Consider the following 16,945-nt stretch of genomic DNA (forward strand, 5'->3'; position numbering starts at 1 on the left):
TTATAAATCTTATGCGTTTATAAGCGTAATTTATAGAAAGAATAGATATGGTTTATTTTACTAAATCATTTTATATACTTCTGTAAAAGGAATTCTAAATCGATCACCATAGATACCTTTTTCAGTTCTAATGCCGCAACCAATGGCCATATTTATTTCTGCACCTAGGGGTAATTTTAAAGTGCGTTTTATGCGCCAAGTATCTGAACCTTCCATAGGGCAGGTATCATAACCAATACTAGCCATGCTTAACATAAACGTCTGTGCAGCCAAACCCGCACTTTTGTGAGCAACAATTCGCATATCAGAATTTCTTACTTCACGATATATAGGCCTTAATAATCCTGTAATAACAATTATTAAATATTTTAGAAGTCCAAAGATTCCGAGAAAATCAGCGTAAGCGAAAGGAATCAATCTTCCATAATAAGTTCTGATTTGTTTTTCTCTATTACTCTGTTTTTCTTTTGGAGTGTCATTCCCATAAAGGCTATTTATATAATTTAAGTTTTGTTTTGCGCGTCTTTTCCATAAATCTTTACGTACAACTACAATGACCAATTGTTGAGCGGTTTTAGCAGCATTTTGATTAAAGCAATAAGGCGCAATTTCTGCGAGTTTTTTTTTAGAAGTAATATGATAAAATTCCCACAACTGCATATTGCTACTATTGGGAGCTAAAACAGCTTGCTCGATACATTGCTTTACTTTTTCTGTATCTAATGGTTTATCTGCATTAAATATTCTAACAGAACGCCTGTAGTTTACAGCTTCTGAAACTGTTTTTTCTTGAGTCATATTTTAGGAAAGTTAAGCGTTAAATTTTACTACTTTAGGATTCATATAACGAAACCAAAGCGGTGGAATTAATGAAAGGATCATCATGCCAGGATACCCAGTTGGCATTTGTGGACTTTCGGGTAAAGATTTTAAAACTTGATATGGTTTACTTCCGTTATAATGATGATCTGAATGCCTAGATAAATTAAATAACATTAACTTACCAATAATGTGATCAGAATTCCAAGAATGTGTATGTCTAACTTGTTCATAACCTCCAAAATCATTTTGTTTACGGAGCAAACCATAATGCTCTATATAGTTTACAGTTTCGAGTAATAAAATACCGACAACCGCAGCAAGAACAAAAGCTAATAAAACGAACCATCCATAAAAATAGGAGATCAAGGCCAATACTAAAATAGTTGCAATTGAATATTGAATCATTCTATTTTGTAATGAAAAATTTGATTTATTTTCACTTGACATTCGTTTATTTTCAAGCTGCCATGCCTCTGCATAACTCATAAAATGAGAACGAATCCAAAAGATATAAAGTGGCTCATTTTTTCTGGCAGTAGCAGCATCTTTACGAGTAGCTACATTAAGATGATGACCTCCGTTATGATATGGTAAAAAATGGGTGTTTAATGAAGTTAAGAGTAAAAGCTCTCCAAAAAATTGATCTGTTCTATTAAGTCGATGGCCTAATTCGTGCCCAACATTAATGCCAATAACACCACACATTAATCCCATAGCTAAAATGCGTCCAATATAATCAACCAAGGTTAAGTTAGGTTCTTGAATTACTTTAAAAAAGAAAAATAACATGACAAATTGAACAGGTAGAGTTAGATATAATATCCAACTGTATAGTGTATTTTCTTTTTCTAATTGAGCGGTTTCTTTGTCAAAATTTCTAGCATCAGCTTTAAAAAAAAATTCTAAAACAGGAACTAAACCAAAAAACACAAAAACAGGCAAAAAAGTCAAGATTCCCTTAGATGTAAATGAAATATAAACAGTTATTGGTAATACATAAACCAAAAAGTATTTAACTCTTCTTAGCATAGCAATTAATTGTTTTCAGAAACTTTAGGCTCTAAATTATATTGTTGCATTAGCGTATTTGTAAGTTTATCAAAATTACCCTCTTTGGCATATTTTCTAACTGTGTTAGGGTTAAAGTTTCCATTCATGTAAAACACAGAACTGTTTTTTGGTGCCGTTTTATAAACCATTATTTCTTTTACAACATCTTTGTTTTCTCTAACACTAATTAAAGTCCTTATTGGGTCTTCATTTTTTCTAAAAACTTCAATAAAACTATCTGTTGTAAGATTACTTATTTGGTTACTAATAGCTGTGCTTTCGATTTTATTTTTTGGTGCTAATTGAATAAATCTAATATCTCTAACATTACCCATAAAATTATTCATTTCTGGAGAAGCGTTACGTAGTAAACTCAACATAAATTGAGGGACCCTAATAGCGGTTACATTAGCATCATTTTTATGTTGATTGTAAAAACTATTGATAGAGTTATAACTTCCGCAAGAGGTTATTAATAAAAAGGCAAAGGCAAAAACTATTTTTTTCATACAAATTGAATAAGATATAAATCTACGAAAAATTAAATTTTATGATTAGTAAAATCTTTGATTATTAACAGGATGACTTACAACGTTTTCGTAATTTCTTTTTAATTAAACATCATTTATTTTTTAAATAAGCGAACTTTATACCAATTAAACTTCTACGGTATAAAACTAGTAAATCAAATTTTGTAAGTACAGATTATATTTTATAATTAGTTGCAAGAATTCCAAATAGGATCGCTTGGTAGAGGCGCCTCTAAACTAATTTGCTCTTTAGAAACAGGATGAATAAATTCAATCTTTCTTGCATGAAGGTGTATGCCACCATCTTTATTACTTCTTTTAGAACCGTATTTTAGATCACCTTTAATAGGTGAGCCTATTACTGAAAGTTGCACTCTTATTTGATGATGTCTACCTGTTTCAAGATCGATTTCTAATAAGAAATAGTTGTCTAATTCTTTAATTATTTTGTAGTGTAAAACAGCTCTTTTACTGCCCTCAGTTTCTTTGTTAAAAACTGTTGATTTATTATTTTTCTGATTTTTTTTCAGGAAGTTAACAAGCGTATCGTGATTCTTATCAGGCTTGTTTTTTACAACTGCCCAATAGGTTTTTTTAATCTGCTTTTCGCGTAGCATTTTATTAAGACGTTCTAAAGCTTTTGATGTTCTTGCAAAAATAATGATACCACTTGTTGGTCTGTCTAGCCTATGAACTACTCCTAAAAACACCATACCAGGCTTATTGTATTTTTTCTTAACGTAATCCTTTACTATTTCACTAAGTGGAGTATCGCCCGTTTTGTCACCTTGTATAATATCGCCTACTTTTTTATTGACAATAATTAGGTGATTATCCTCATAAAGAATCTCTAAATTAGAAATAGTTGAAGCCATTTTAGTTAGCTTTTATATCCTGATTTACTCCATCAATAAAATCTAGTAGTTCTTCTCTACCAACTTTAGAAGATGCGGAAGTAATAAAGTATTGTGGCATTTCTTCCCAGTTTTTTAAAATTTCACGTTGGTAGTCCTGTAAATTTTTATTTAGCTGAGAAGGTTTTAATTTATCTGATTTTGTAAAAATAATACAGAAAGGAATACTATTTTCACCTAAAAATTGCATGAATTCGAGATCGATCTTTTGAGGTTCATGGCGTGCATCAACAAGTACAAAAGAGCAAGTGAGTTGCTCACGTTTTAAAAAATAATCTGTAATAAATTTCTGAAATTTAGCACGTTGTGTTTTAGAAACTTTGGCATAACCATAACCAGGTAGATCAACTAAGAACCAATTCTCATTTATTTTAAAATGATTTATTAGTTGTGTTTTACCAGGTCTTCCAGAAGTTTTAGCAAGATTCTTATTATTAACTAACATGTTTATTAGAGAAGACTTACCAACATTAGATCTGCCAATAAAAGCATATTCTGGTATAGATTCTTTAGGACATTTAGCAACATTGGTGTTACTAATGATAAACTGTGCCGATTTAATTTTCATAATAACTAAAGATCTTCTTTAGTAAGCCAGTCTTCGAGTAATTCATTAAAAGTATCTGGGTGTTCCATCATTGGTGCATGCCCACATTTGTCAATCCAATATAACGTAGATTTTGGCAATAGTTTATGAAATTCTTCAGCAACATCTGGTGGAGTAACGGTGTCATTTTTACCCCAAATTAAACCAGCTGGCATCTCCATAGCAGGCAAATCTTTGGCCATGTTATGTCTAATTGCACTTTTGGCGATTGCTAAGGTTCTAATTAATTTGTTACGATTGTTAACCGAATCAAATACATCATCAATAATTTCTTTAGTTGCTATTTCTGGGTTGTAAAATACATCTTGAGCTTTCTTTTTAACATATTCATAATCACCACGCTTAGGATAACTTTCACCCATAGAATTTTCATACAATCCAGAGCTTCCGGTCAAAACAATACCTGCAACTTTTTCAGGATAATTTTTTGCATAATACAAAGCAATATGACCACCTAAAGAATTACCTAAAAGTATGTAATCTTCTAGATTTTTAAATGCTGTAAACTCCTTAATAAATTTAGCTAAACTCTTTACATTGGTTTTTAATAATGGTAAAGAATAGATAGGTAGTTCTGGCATAAGTACCATGTAACCTTTACTAGAAAAATAGTCAAATACACCATCAAAATTGCTAAGGTTCCCCATCAAACCATGTAAAATGATAATAGGTCGCCCTTCGCCAGATTCTAAATAAGAGAATTTCCCTTCTTTTTTGTAGTTGTTACCCATTAAATGTTTCTCGGTTTATAGCTAGTTGCAAAAGTAACTAATTTGATTCAAAGTACTGATTTTCTTCAAAATTCTAAAACCTTTTCTTTTATAAGAATTCAAAAATACCTTAAATAATTAATAATCAATACAATAATTCTCAGTGGGGAAAGTTATTAACAAAGTGGTAAAATATGGTAAAAAGTGGTAAAAATCTTTATATTTGTCATTAAAATCTTTCAAAGCTGTAATTAAGTGGTAAATCTTGTGGGCACATATGAATGCAAAGCCGATGTTAAAGGTCGGTTAATGCTACCTGCTGCACTTAAAAAACAATTAGCCGCAATATTACAAGAAGGTTTTGTTTTGAAAAGAGCTGTTTTTCAGACTTGTCTGGAACTATACCCAATGACTGAATGGAATAGGAGGATGCAAAAAGTAAATAAGCTCAACCCATTTGTAAAAAAGAACGATGAATTTATACGTCGATTTACAGCTGGTCTTAAGATAATAGAATTAGACGCTTCAGGTCGTTTACAAATACCTAAAGATTTACACTCATTTGCTGGAATTTCTAGAGAAGTAACATTGACTTGCGTAAGGGGAATTGTTGAAGTTTGGGATAAACAGCGTTACGAAAAAGCTATAGATGATGCCGCAGTTGATTTTGCTGAATTGGCAGAAGAGGTTATGGGTGGTGAAAATATGATGGATGATGAGTTATCATGATCCAGTTTTGCTCTTTGAAAGTGTTGATGGTTTAGAAATTGATCCGAAAGGAATTTATGTTGATGTCACCTTTGGTGGAGGAGGGCATTCAAGAGAAATCTTAAATCGATTAAATGATCAAGGAAAGTTATTTGCTTTTGATCAAGATAAGGATGCTTTACAAAATTCGATAGATGATGAGCGCTTTACATTAATCAACGAAAATTTTAGATATATAAAAAGATTTTTGCGATTTCATGGTATTAAAAAAGTTGACGGTATTCTAGCAGACTTAGGTGTTTCATCACATCAATTTGATGTCGCTGAGCGTGGTTTTTCTACTCGATTTGATGCAGAATTAGATATGAGGATGAATCAACAAAGTGAGACTTCTGCATACAACATCATTAATGAGTATGAAGAAGAAAAACTGAGCAATATTCTATTTCAATATGGTGAATTAAGAAATGCAAGAACTCTTTCTAAAACAATTGTTGAAGCTAGAAATGAAATAAAGATTGAGTCTAGTTTTCAGCTAAAAGAAGTTTTGAAACGATTTCTTCCGAAAAGTAAAGAGCATAAAATTTTGGCTCAAATCTTTCAAGCTATTCGAATTGAAGTGAATGAAGAATTAGAAGCGTTAAAAGAGTTTTTAGAGCAAACAATAGATCTATTAAGAGAAGACGGAAAGCTAAGTGTAATCTCCTATCATTCTTTAGAAGATAGATTGGTGAAAAGATTTATTAGAAGCGGATTATTTGAAGGAGAGCCTGAAAAAGATTTTTTTGGAAATGTAACAGTTCCTTTTAAAAAAGGAAAGCTCATAACACCATCAGCAAAAGAGATAAAAGAAAATAATAGAGCACGAAGTGCGAAACTAAGAATAGCAACCAAATTATAATGGCGAATCTAAAACAAATAGTTTACGATCTTTTAAAAGGAAAATTTCTAGTAGACGAAGACGCGCCAAAAAACTGGAGACTACTCATTTTCTTAGCGTTATTAGCTCTTATAATGATCGCTAGTTCACATAGCATCGATAATAAAGTTCAAAAAATTGCAGAATTAAACAAAGAATATAGAGAATTAAGATCAGAATTTACAGCAACACGATCTGATCTAATGAAGTTAAAGATGGAGTCTACCATCACCAAAAAATTGGCAGAAAAAGAATTATACATTTCAGAAAATCCACCAAAAAAAATCAAGGTAAAACAATAGAATAATTGGCTACAGAAAAAAAGAACATACTCAACAAACTCTATTTGTTAACTGGCTTCATGTTCTTGTTTGCGCTAGCAATCACCTATAAATTAATTGATATTCAGTTTGTTAAAGGTGATTATTATAGGCAGCAGGCAGAAGAAGGTACAGTAAGAAATTTTGAAATTCCTGCAAATCGTGGCAATGTGTATACTGCTGATGGAAGTTTGTTGGCAACCTCTGTTTCTAAGTTCGATATCAGAATGGACGCCGTTACAGTTTCAAGTGAAAACTTCGAAGAAGGTATCAAAGGTTTAAGTAAGGAACTTTCGAAAATGTTGGGTAATACTTCTGGCGCTTGGGAATCTAAAATTAGAAAAGCCAGAAAAATTAAGAATCGATACCTGTTTATTACTCGAAATCTTAGCTATAATGAATACCAGCGTATTAAGAAGCTTCCAATTTTCAAGTTGGGTGCTTATAAAGGTGGATTAATTGCAGAACAACGTACAGTTAGAGAACATCCGATTGGAAAAATAGCTGAACGCTACGTTGGGTACGATGATTATCGCGGACGTGTAGGTATCGAAGGAAATTTTAGAGAATACCTTAAAGGTAAAAACGGTAAGCGTCTTAAGCAAAAAATAGCGAAAGGTCAATGGAAACCTTTAAACGACAATAACGAAATAGAACCTTTAGATGGTAAGGATGTTTATACTACGATCGATTTAAATATTCAAGATATTGCTCATCATGCTTTACTAGAACAATTAGAAAAATACAGTGCCGATCATGGAACGGTAGTAGTGATGGAAACGAATACGGGTGAAGTAAAAGCCATATCAAATCTTGGTCGGAATAAAGAAGGGAAATACTACGAGCGTTTAAATCATGCAGTCGGTGAATCTCATGAACCAGGTTCTACATTTAAACTGATGAGCATGATCGTTGCTTTAGAAGATAAAGTAATTGATACTGGAGCTGTGATTGACACCGAAAATGGTACATTAAAAGTTTACGATAGAACAGTAAGAGATTCTCATAGAGGTGGTTATGGTAAAATTTCTGCTGCTAGAGTATTTGAAGTTTCTTCTAATGTTGGCATAGTAAAAATTATAGAAGAAAATTATAAAAACAATCCTAAAAAATTTATTGAAGGTCTTCGCAGAATGAACATTGGCGAAAAGCTAAATGTGCCAATCAAAGGAGAAGGCTCTCCAATAATTCCAAATCCAGAAAATAAAAAGCGATGGTACGGTACTTCATTAGCATGGATGACTCATGGTTATGGTGTGCACATAACGCCTTTACAAACACTGGCTTTCTATAATGCCATTGCAAATAATGGTGAAATGATAAAGCCCCGATTCATTAAAGAAGTTCGCTCTCAGGGTAAATTAATAGAAAGTTTTGATCGTGAGATTATAAATCCTAAAGTCTGTTCTCAAGAAACCATTAATAAAATGAAAGTAATGATGGAAAATGTGGTAAAGAGAGGTACTGCAGAGAACATCTACGATAAAAACTATTCAATGGCGGGTAAAACAGGCACTTGTCAAGCTGAATATTGGACGGGTAAAACACAATATATATCCTCTTTTGTAGGGTATTTTCCCGCAGATACTCCTAAGTATTCATGTATTGTAGTAATTCATAAACCAGATAAGAAAAAAGGATATTATGGCAATGTAGTTGCAGCTCCTGTGTTTAAAAAAATTGCAAAGAAAATCTATACAGATACTCCGCTGTTAGAAGAAATCAGAAAAGATGAGTTTGATTATCAGATGGTGAATACAGATTTCAAAAAACACAATGAGAGACTAAGAAAAAATTATGTGGCTATGCCAAATCTTAAGAATATGTCTGGTATGGATGCAGTTGCACTACTAGAAAATTTGGGATTAAGAGTTAATTCTGATGGAACAGGAAAAGTGAAAGGACAATCGATAAAACCTGGTAAGAAAATAGAAAAAGGATCAATCATAAAATTAAACCTGTCTTAAATCTTGAAAAGTTTAAAAGATATATTGTATAAAGTAGCAATTGAATCAGTGTACGGTAGTACTGATTTAATGGTAGATGCGATTGTATTTGATTCTAGAAAGGTTACAAAAAAGAGTGTTTTTGTAGCAATAAAAGGTTCGGTTATAGATGGACATAAATTTATTGATAATGTTATTGATAAAGGAGTTAAAGCTGTTATATGTGAAAATCTTCCGTTAAAAAGAAACAAAGATGTTACATATATAATTGTAGATGACGCTAATAGAGCGTTAGCGATTTCAGCTTCTAATTTTTACGAAAATCCATCAAATAAATTAAAACTGATTGGTGTTACAGGTACTAATGGTAAAACAACTATTGTTACACTTCTTTATAATTTATTTAAAAAAGCTGACTATAAGGCAGGATTACTTTCAACAGTTAAAATTTTAGTAGACAAACAAGAATTTCCCGCTACTCATACAACACCAGATTCAGTTACCATTAATGAGTATTTAGATAAAATGGTTAAGACAGGTGTTGAGTTTTGCTTTATGGAAGTGAGCTCTCATGGTATAGACCAGAAGCGTTCTGAGGGATTAGAATTTGCAGGAGGAATTTTTACGAACCTTTCTCACGATCATTTAGATTATCACAACTCTTTTGCAGAATATAGAGACGTAAAAAAATCATTCTTTGATAGCTTGCCTAAATCTGCTTTTGCATTAGTAAACATAGATGATAAGAATGGTAAAATAATGCTGCAAAACACACAGGCAAAGCAATATACATATGCTTTAAAAACCGTTGCAGATTATAAAGTAAAAATTCTTGAAAATCAATTAACAGGTTTACTACTGATAATAAATAATAATGAAGTTTGGACAAAACTCATAGGTAGTTTTAATGCTTATAATTTACTGGCAATTTATGCAACTGCCGATTTATTAGGTGTTGAGCAAATTGAAAATTTACGTTTACTAAGTGGTTTAGAGAGTGTAAGTGGTAGGTTTCAATACATAGTTTCTGATACTGGCGTAACAGCTATAGTAGATTATGCACATACACCAGATGCTTTAAAGAATGTATTAGAAACCATCAATACTATAAGAACTTATAATGAAAAAGTAATCACAGTAGTAGGTTGTGGTGGAGATAGAGACAAGTCTAAGCGCCCTAAAATGGCACATATTGCCTCAGAATTATCAAATCAAGCAATTTTCACTTCCGATAATCCAAGAACTGAAGATCCTCAATCTATCATAGATGATATGGAGGCAGGTGTAGAACCTCAAAATTATAAAAAAACCATTTCAATTGTTGATAGAAGACAAGCTATTAAAACAGCTGGTAAAATGGCTGAAAAAGGAGATATCGTGCTCATTGCAGGTAAAGGACATGAAACTTATCAAGAAGTGAACGGAGTTAAAACTGACTTCGATGATTATAAAATAGTAACCAAAATTCTTAAAGAATTAGAGAAATAACTCGCTAAACCATATGCTGTATTATCTGTTTGAATACTTGGAAAAACATTACGAATTAGCTGGAGCAGGATTGTTTCAATACATCTCTTTTCGCTCAGCTCTAGCTTTTGTTTTTTCAATTTTAATATCAACCATCTTTGGTAGACGTATTATAGATAAGTTACGTCGTCTTCAAATCGGCGAGTCGGTTCGTGATCTTGGTTTAGAAGGTCAAAAAGAAAAAACAGGTACACCAACTATGGGTGGTGTTATCATCATTTTGGCAACTGTAATTCCGGTATTACTTTTCGCAGAATTAGGCAATGTGTATATCATCATATTATTAGTTTCTACACTTTGGATGGGGCTCATAGGGTTTATTGATGATTACATAAAAGTCTTTAAAAAAGATAAAGATGGACTTAAAGGAAGGTTCAAAATTTTAGGACAAGTAGGATTAGGAATTTTTGTAGGATGTATGCTTTACTTTTCACCTAGTGTGGTGGTTAAAGAAAAGAAACAATTACCAGCTTCTCAACAAGTTCAATTACAGACTGTAAATCCTTCAGAGCTTTTCGAAAAAGAACATAAGTCGTTAAAAACAACAATTCCTTTTGTAAAGAATAACGAATTTGATTACTCATCATTGGTTAGTTGGCTAGGTGATGGGATGAAAGAATACAGTTGGATTCTTTTTGTACTTATTGTGGTATTTATCATTACTGGAACATCAAATGGTGCTAACCTAACTGACGGTATAGATGGCTTGGCTGCAGGTTCTTCGGCTATAATTGTTACAGCTTTGGGTGTCTTTGCTTGGGTATCTGGTAATATCATTTTTGCAAATTATTTGAATGTAATGTACATACCCTATTCTGGTGAAATGACAGTGTTTATCAGTGCATTTGTAGGAGGTTTAGTGGGATTCTTGTGGTATAATACTTATCCAGCACAGGTGTTTATGGGTGATACAGGTAGTTTAACTATAGGTGGAATTATAGCAGTGTTGGCAATAGCAGTCCGTAAAGAATTTTTACTGCCAATTCTCGCAGGAATCTTCTTCGCAGAAACACTTTCTGTAATGATGCAGGTAAGTTATTTCAAATATACACGAAAGAAATATGGTGAAGGAAGACGCATTTTTCTCATGTCCCCGTTACATCATCACTTTCAAAAGAAAGGATATCACGAAAGTAAAATAGTAGCAAGATTCTGGATTGTGGGAATCATGCTCGCAGTACTGTCGATAATAACATTGAAAGTGAGATAGTATGAAAAAGATTGCTGTTTTAGGCGGTGGAGAAAGTGGTGTTGGTACAGCAATTTTAGCTAAGAAAAAAGGATATAAAGTTTTTGTTTCAGACAAAGGAACAATTGCTAATAAATACAAAGAAGTTCTTTTACATAATGATATTGCTTTTGAAGAAAAAAAGCATTCTGAAGATCTAATTTTTGATGCTGATTTAGTAATGAAAAGCCCTGGTATTCCCGACAAGGTAAAGTTGGTTCAGCAACTTGTAGAAAAAGGAATAAAGGTGATTTCTGAAATTGAATTTGCAAGTAAGTATACCAAAGCAACTATAGTTGGAATTACTGGAAGTAATGGTAAAACGACCACGACGTTGTTAACCCATCACATTCTTAAAAATGGAGGATTAAATGTTGGAGTTGCAGGAAATGTTGGTGATAGTTTTGCATTACAAGTGGCTGACAATGAATATAAAAACTATGTATTGGAGTTGAGTAGTTTTCAATTAGACGGCATAATAGATTTTACTCCACATATTGCAATTATAACAAATATTTCACCCGATCATTTGGATCGCTATGAATATAAATATGAGAATTATATCAATTCAAAATTCAGAATAACAATGAATCAAACTGAAGATGATTTTCTCATTTATGATGCAGATGACGAAGCAATTTCAGAATGGTTTAAAACTAATTCAACAAAAGCGCAATTACTGCCTTTTTCGATTACTAAAAAGTTAGAAAGAGGTGCATATATAGATAACAATAACATAATAATACAAACTGATTCAAACAAATTTACAATGGGTATAACAGCGTTAGCATTACAAGGAAAGCATAACACTAAGAATGCGATGGCCTCGGCTATGGCATCTACATTATTAAAGGTTCGAAGTGAAGCACTACGAGAAAGTTTAGAAAATTTTGATAGTGTAGAACATCGTTTAGAGCCTGTATTAAAGATAAATGGGGTTCAATACATAAACGATTCAAAAGCTACAAATGTTAACGCAACTTTTTATGCTTTAGAGAGTATGAAAACAGACACGATCTGGATTGTTGGAGGTGTAGATAAAGGAAATGATTACACAGATCTTTTGCCTTTAGTTCATGAGAAGGTAAAAGCTATAGTCTGTTTAGGTGTAGACAACAGAAAAATACACGAGGCATTTAATAATGTAATTGATTTAATAGTTGATACACAAGGAGCTGAAGAAGCGGTAAAGGTAGCTTATAAAATTGCTGATAAAGGTGATTCAGTTTTGTTATCGCCAGCATGTGCAAGTTTCGATCTTTTCGAAAATTACGAAGATAGAGGTAGACAATTTAAAGAAGCTGTTAGACAATTGTAAATGACTAAGATCCTCAAAAATATAAGAGGTGATAAAACCATTTGGGCTATTATTGCTTTATTGGCAATATTTTCCTTTCTCCCTGTTTACAGTGCTAGTACCAATCTTGTATATGTTGTGGATAATGGGACCACTCTAGGCCACTTACTAAAGCATGCGGTATTATTATTATTAGGCTTTGTAATTGTATACGCTACGCATAAAATACCGTATCGATATTTTAGCGGATTGTCAGTTTTATTAATACCTGTTGTTATTGTCTTGCTTATTTATACCCTAATGCAAGGCACTCAAGTAGGTGGCGTTAATGCAAGTAGATGGATTCGAATTCCTTTTGTTGGTATTGGTTTTCAGACATCTACTTTGGCAGGAGTTATTATAATGATTTTTGTAGCGAGATACCTGTCTAGAAATAAAGATAAAGAAATTAAGTTTAAAGAAAGTTTGTGGCAATTTTGGTTACCCATAGGAGTAGTTTTGATACTAATTTTACCAGCAAATTTTTCGACTACCGCAATCATTTTTGCTTCAATTTTAATGCTGACTTTTATTGGAGGATATCCATTTAAATACCTGGCATCTATTGTTGGAATAGGAGTTTTAGTTTTTGTCTTATTCATTTTAACAGCTAAAGCTTTTCCTGATGCTTTTGAGGGAAGTAGGATAAATACTTGGGTAAGCAGAATAGAAAATTTTGCCGAACCAGATGCAGAAGCTAATTATCAGGCTGATAAAGCAAAAATTGCAATTGCTTCAGGAGAAATTCAAGGCAAGGGTCCTGGTAAAAGTGTTCAGAAAAACTTTTTACCACAATCATCATCAGATTTTATTTATGCAATAATAGTAGAAGAATTTGGCCTTTTTGGGGCATTCTTTTTAATGATTCTGTACTTAGCACTATTGTTCAGAATAGTTATAGTAGCTACAAAAACCGAGACAATATTCGGCACGTTAGTAGTACTCGGGGTTGGAATACCAATTATTTTTCAGGCTCTAATTAATATGGCAGTAGCTGTGGGGTTATTTCCAGTAACTGGTCAGCCATTACCATTAATGAGTGCCGGTGGCACTTCTATATGGATGACATGTTTTGCTATAGGTATTATTCTTAGTGTTAGTGCAAATAGAGAAGTAGAGATAGCCAAGAGTAAGAAAAAAGAAGATGAAGATAATCCACTAAATATATTACATGAAGCAATCGGTTAATATATTGATAAGTGGAGGAGGCACAGGTGGTCATATCTATCCTGCAATAGCCATAGCTAACGAATTAAAAGAGCGATATAAGAATGCAAAATTTTTATTTGTGGGAGCTAGTGATCGTATGGAAATGGAAAAAGTGCCACAAGCTGGTTACGAAATAAAAGGTTTGTGGATATCTGGAATTCAAAGAAAATTAACGCTTAAAAATTTGATGTTTCCATTTAAACTGATGAGTAGTTTATGGAAGGCTAGTGGTATTATTAAAAAATTTAAACCTGATGTTGTGATAGGTACTGGAGGTTTCGCCTCAGGACCAACATTGCAAATGGCTAATAGAAAAGGAATTCCAACTTTGGTACAAGAACAGAATTCATATCCTGGAATTACAAATAAAATCCTATCAAAAAAGGCAGATAAAATATGTGTTGCCTATGATGGACTAGAGCGTTTTTTCCCAAAAGATAAAATTGTAAAAACGGGCAATCCGGTAAGGCAAGATTTATTAGACGTTTCTAATAAACGAAAAGAAGCTCAAGAATTTTTTAAGCTAGATGAAGACAAAAAAACTGTTTTAGTTCTTGGTGGAAGTTTGGGAGCTAGAGCAATCAATAAGTTGATAGAAAGTCAAGTAGAGTGGTTTAAAAAAAATGATATTCAACTTGTATGGCAAACAGGTAAATTATATATAGAAGAATACAAAAAACATGGCGGCACAGGAGGAGTACAAACGCATGCTTTCTTAAACAATATGAACCTAGCCTATGCTGCGGCTGATGTTATTATAAGTAGGGCAGGCGCTGGGTCAATCTCAGAATTATGCATAGTTGGTAAGCCTGTAATTTTTATCCCATCACCTAATGTTGCAGAAGATCATCAAACTAAAAATGCAATGGCAGTAACTTCTAAAAATGCTGCATTATTGGTGAAAGAAAGTGAGCTTGAGATCTTTCAATCACTAATGGAAATGTTGATCAATGATGAAGAACAACAAGAGGAGTTGAGTAAGAATATAAAACAATTGGCATTGCCAAATGCTACAAAAGATATAGTAAACCAAATAGAAGTTTTGATTAATTGAATTTAAAAGAAATACATAGCATTTATTTTATAGGAATCGGCGGAATTGGCATGAGTGCCTTAGCGCGTTATTTCCATAAGAATGATATACATATTTCTGGTTACGATCGCTTTCATTCAACAAATACTACAGCACTAGAAAATTTAGGAATTGATATTAATTATAAAGATGATGTTTCTTTAATCGGTCAAGATTTTCTAAATAATAAGAATTCAATTGTGGTTTATACTCCTGCGATACCTAAGGATCATAAACAGTTTAATTATTTTAAAAATAATGAATTTAAGATTTTTAAACGCGCCGAAATTTTAGGAGAGATTACTAAAAATACTTTTTGCTTTGCTGTGGCTGGGACACATGGTAAAACAACTACATCGACCATTTTAGGTCATATCTTAACGGAATGTGGAATTAATGCAACGTCCTTTTTAGGTGGAATATCAGAAAATTACAACTCTAATTTAATCCTTGGTGGGGATGAAATTAGTGTTGTAGAAGCAGACGAATTCGATCGTTCATTTTTAAAATTATCACCAAATATTGCATGCATCACTTCTATGGATGCTGATCATTTAGATATTTATGGCGAATCTGATCAATTACAGCAATCATTTAGAGATTTCGCTCATAAAGTTTCAGATACTCTTTTTGTAAAAAAAGGATTACCTATTGATGGAATTACCTATGGAATTGAAGAAAGCGCAGATTATGATGCGCAAAATATTTCAATTGAAAATGGCACTTACATTTTCGATGTAAAAACGCCTTCAGATATTATAAAAAATATAGAACTCAATTTACCAGGAAAACATAATGTGCTAAATACTGTGGTAGCTTTGGCAATGGCTAATAGATATGGAGTTCCACTCCAATCCATTGCCAAAGCTTTAAAAACTTTTAAAGGAGTACAACGCAGATTTACGTACAAGATTAAAAACGATGATTTAGTATTGATAGATGACTATGCACATCATCCTACAGAAATTAATGCTGTTGCAGAATCGGTTAGAGAGTTATATCCAAATGAAAAAATATTGGCTGTTTTTCAACCTCATTTATTTAGCAGAACGAAAGATTTTGTAGATGATTTTGCGGAAAGTTTATCAAAATTTGATGCTTTATTATTGCTAGATATTTATCCGGCTAGAGAATTGCCAATTGAAGGAGTAAATTCTGATTGGTTATTGAGTAAAATAGCCCTCCATGATAAAAAAGTGGTTTCAAAAGAAGAACTAAATACACATATTTTAAAGACTTCAGCAAAAGTGATAGTTATAATTGGCGCAGGAGACATCGGTGAATTGGTTAATCCTGTTAAAGAAATTCTATTAGAAAAAACGGTATGAAAAAATACTTAAAACATATTAAAACACTTGTATTTATAGGCCTTTTGGTGTTTTTATTTGGTTTTGCATCTTATAGAAATGAAGTAAAAAAAGTCAATGAAATTGATGTGAAATTTGTTAACGGAGATAACCTTTTTATAACTTATGAGACGGTTAATAAATTGTTAATACAAAATTATGGTCAGCTTAAAAGTCAGCCAAAAGAAAATATAATTTTGAGCAGTTTGGAGTCAACTCTGCAATCTAATGAAATGATTGAAGAGGCTGATGTTTTCTTAACGGTAGATGGAAAGCTCTGTGCTTCATTAAAACAAAAAACACCAATTGCTAGGGTTAATGATGAAGGTATTGCTTACTATATTGATAGTAAGGGCTTTAAAATGCCATTATCATCAAATTACTCGGCAAGGGTTCCAATTGTTAGCGGTGTTAAAGGCGCCGATGTATCGAAAGTGTACAAACTAGCTAAACTAATTTATAATGATGATTTTTTACATCAGCAAATTATTGGAATCGATCAAAAGTCAGAAAATGACTTTGTTTTAAAAACAAGAGTAGGAGGGCAGCAGATAGAATTAGGAAATTTAAATAGAATAGAGGTAAAGTTTAAAAAACTAAAAGCCTTCTATCAAAAAAAACTAAAAGATAACACATTAGATAACTACCAAACTATCAACTTGAAATTTATAAATCAGGTTGTTTGTACAAAAAAGTAAATT

General features: G+C 32.4%; 17 protein-coding genes. 11 read left to right on the forward strand and 6 right to left on the reverse strand.

All coding sequences use genetic code 11. The features are described 5' to 3' along the window. Positions 1-60: 60 nt before the first annotated feature. The 6 genes from AC3IF2_RS01230 to AC3IF2_RS01255 form a co-directional block, all read right to left on the reverse strand. Positions 61-798, reverse strand: a complete 738-nt coding sequence (locus AC3IF2_RS01230) for a nitroreductase family protein (RefSeq protein ID WP_489165191.1) — start codon at positions 796-798, stop codon at positions 61-63. Positions 799-810: 12 nt separating this feature from the next. Then, the gene (locus AC3IF2_RS01235) at positions 811-1,851 is read right to left on the reverse strand and encodes an alkane 1-monooxygenase (protein WP_489165192.1); all 1,041 of its coding nucleotides are present in this window, start codon (positions 1,849-1,851) and stop codon (positions 811-813) included. A 5-nt stretch (positions 1,852-1,856) separates the two neighbouring features. Then, the gene (locus tag AC3IF2_RS01240; RefSeq protein WP_489165193.1) at positions 1,857-2,381 is read right to left on the reverse strand and encodes a DUF4252 domain-containing protein; all 525 of its coding nucleotides are present in this window, start codon (positions 2,379-2,381) and stop codon (positions 1,857-1,859) included. A gap of 209 nt (positions 2,382-2,590) precedes the next feature. After that, complete coding sequence (locus AC3IF2_RS01245; RefSeq protein ID WP_489165194.1) at positions 2,591-3,277, reverse strand: RluA family pseudouridine synthase; 687 nt, start codon at positions 3,275-3,277, stop codon at positions 2,591-2,593. 1 nt (position 3,278) lies between these two features. Continuing rightward, the gene (gene yihA, locus AC3IF2_RS01250; protein WP_489165195.1) at positions 3,279-3,884 is read right to left on the reverse strand and encodes a ribosome biogenesis GTP-binding protein YihA/YsxC; all 606 of its coding nucleotides are present in this window, start codon (positions 3,882-3,884) and stop codon (positions 3,279-3,281) included. A gap of 5 nt (positions 3,885-3,889) precedes the next feature. After that, positions 3,890-4,654 carry an alpha/beta fold hydrolase gene (locus AC3IF2_RS01255; protein WP_489165196.1) on the reverse strand — a complete coding sequence of 255 codons (765 nt, stop codon included), beginning with the start codon at positions 4,652-4,654 and terminating at the stop codon, positions 3,890-3,892. Between the two features lie 234 nt (positions 4,655-4,888). Here AC3IF2_RS01255 and AC3IF2_RS01260 point away from each other — a divergent pair, with 234 nt between their 5' ends. Genes AC3IF2_RS01260 through AC3IF2_RS01310 form a run of 11 tightly spaced genes read left to right on the forward strand, consistent with a single transcriptional unit; the run spans position 4,889 to position 16,942 of the window. After that, positions 4,889-5,362 (forward strand): division/cell wall cluster transcriptional repressor MraZ, encoded by a 474-nt coding sequence (locus AC3IF2_RS01260; RefSeq protein WP_489165197.1) that lies wholly within the window; start codon positions 4,889-4,891, stop codon positions 5,360-5,362. Continuing rightward, the gene (gene rsmH, locus AC3IF2_RS01265) at positions 5,349-6,242 is read left to right on the forward strand and encodes a 16S rRNA (cytosine(1402)-N(4))-methyltransferase RsmH (RefSeq protein WP_489166899.1); all 894 of its coding nucleotides are present in this window, start codon (positions 5,349-5,351) and stop codon (positions 6,240-6,242) included. Before AC3IF2_RS01260 ends, rsmH begins: the two co-directional genes overlap by 14 nt. Then, complete coding sequence (locus tag AC3IF2_RS01270) at positions 6,242-6,562, forward strand: FtsL-like putative cell division protein (protein WP_489165198.1); 321 nt, start codon at positions 6,242-6,244, stop codon at positions 6,560-6,562. Before rsmH ends, AC3IF2_RS01270 begins: the two co-directional genes overlap by 1 nt. Before the next feature lie 5 nt (positions 6,563-6,567). Beyond that, positions 6,568-8,547, forward strand: a complete 1,980-nt coding sequence (locus AC3IF2_RS01275; protein WP_489165199.1) for a penicillin-binding protein — start codon at positions 6,568-6,570, stop codon at positions 8,545-8,547. Positions 8,548-8,550: 3 nt separating this feature from the next. Then, complete coding sequence (locus tag AC3IF2_RS01280; RefSeq protein WP_489165200.1) at positions 8,551-10,014, forward strand: UDP-N-acetylmuramoyl-L-alanyl-D-glutamate--2,6-diaminopimelate ligase; 1,464 nt, start codon at positions 8,551-8,553, stop codon at positions 10,012-10,014. A gap of 13 nt (positions 10,015-10,027) precedes the next feature. Further along, positions 10,028-11,263: a phospho-N-acetylmuramoyl-pentapeptide-transferase gene (gene mraY / locus AC3IF2_RS01285; protein WP_489165201.1), complete on the forward strand. Its 1,236-nt coding sequence runs from the start codon at positions 10,028-10,030 to the stop codon at positions 11,261-11,263. 1 nt (position 11,264) lies between these two features. Beyond that, positions 11,265-12,599, forward strand: a complete 1,335-nt coding sequence (gene murD, locus AC3IF2_RS01290; RefSeq protein ID WP_489165202.1) for a UDP-N-acetylmuramoyl-L-alanine--D-glutamate ligase — start codon at positions 11,265-11,267, stop codon at positions 12,597-12,599. Further along, positions 12,600-13,805: an FtsW/RodA/SpoVE family cell cycle protein gene (locus AC3IF2_RS01295; RefSeq protein WP_489165203.1), complete on the forward strand. Its 1,206-nt coding sequence runs from the start codon at positions 12,600-12,602 to the stop codon at positions 13,803-13,805. Next, on the forward strand, positions 13,789-14,880 hold the full coding sequence (gene murG / locus AC3IF2_RS01300; protein WP_489165204.1) for an undecaprenyldiphospho-muramoylpentapeptide beta-N-acetylglucosaminyltransferase: 1,092 nt from the start codon (positions 13,789-13,791) through the stop codon (positions 14,878-14,880). The genes AC3IF2_RS01295 and murG overlap by 17 nt, the downstream gene beginning before the upstream one ends. Further along, positions 14,877-16,226, forward strand: coding sequence for a UDP-N-acetylmuramate--L-alanine ligase (gene murC / locus AC3IF2_RS01305; RefSeq protein WP_489165205.1), 1,350 nt, complete (start codon positions 14,877-14,879; stop codon positions 16,224-16,226). The genes murG and murC overlap by 4 nt, the downstream gene beginning before the upstream one ends. Next, the gene (locus AC3IF2_RS01310; protein ID WP_489165206.1) at positions 16,223-16,942 is read left to right on the forward strand and encodes a cell division protein FtsQ/DivIB; all 720 of its coding nucleotides are present in this window, start codon (positions 16,223-16,225) and stop codon (positions 16,940-16,942) included. The genes murC and AC3IF2_RS01310 overlap by 4 nt, the downstream gene beginning before the upstream one ends. Positions 16,943-16,945 lie beyond the last annotated feature (3 nt).

It is taken from the genome of Maritimimonas rapanae (genome assembly GCF_057837205.1).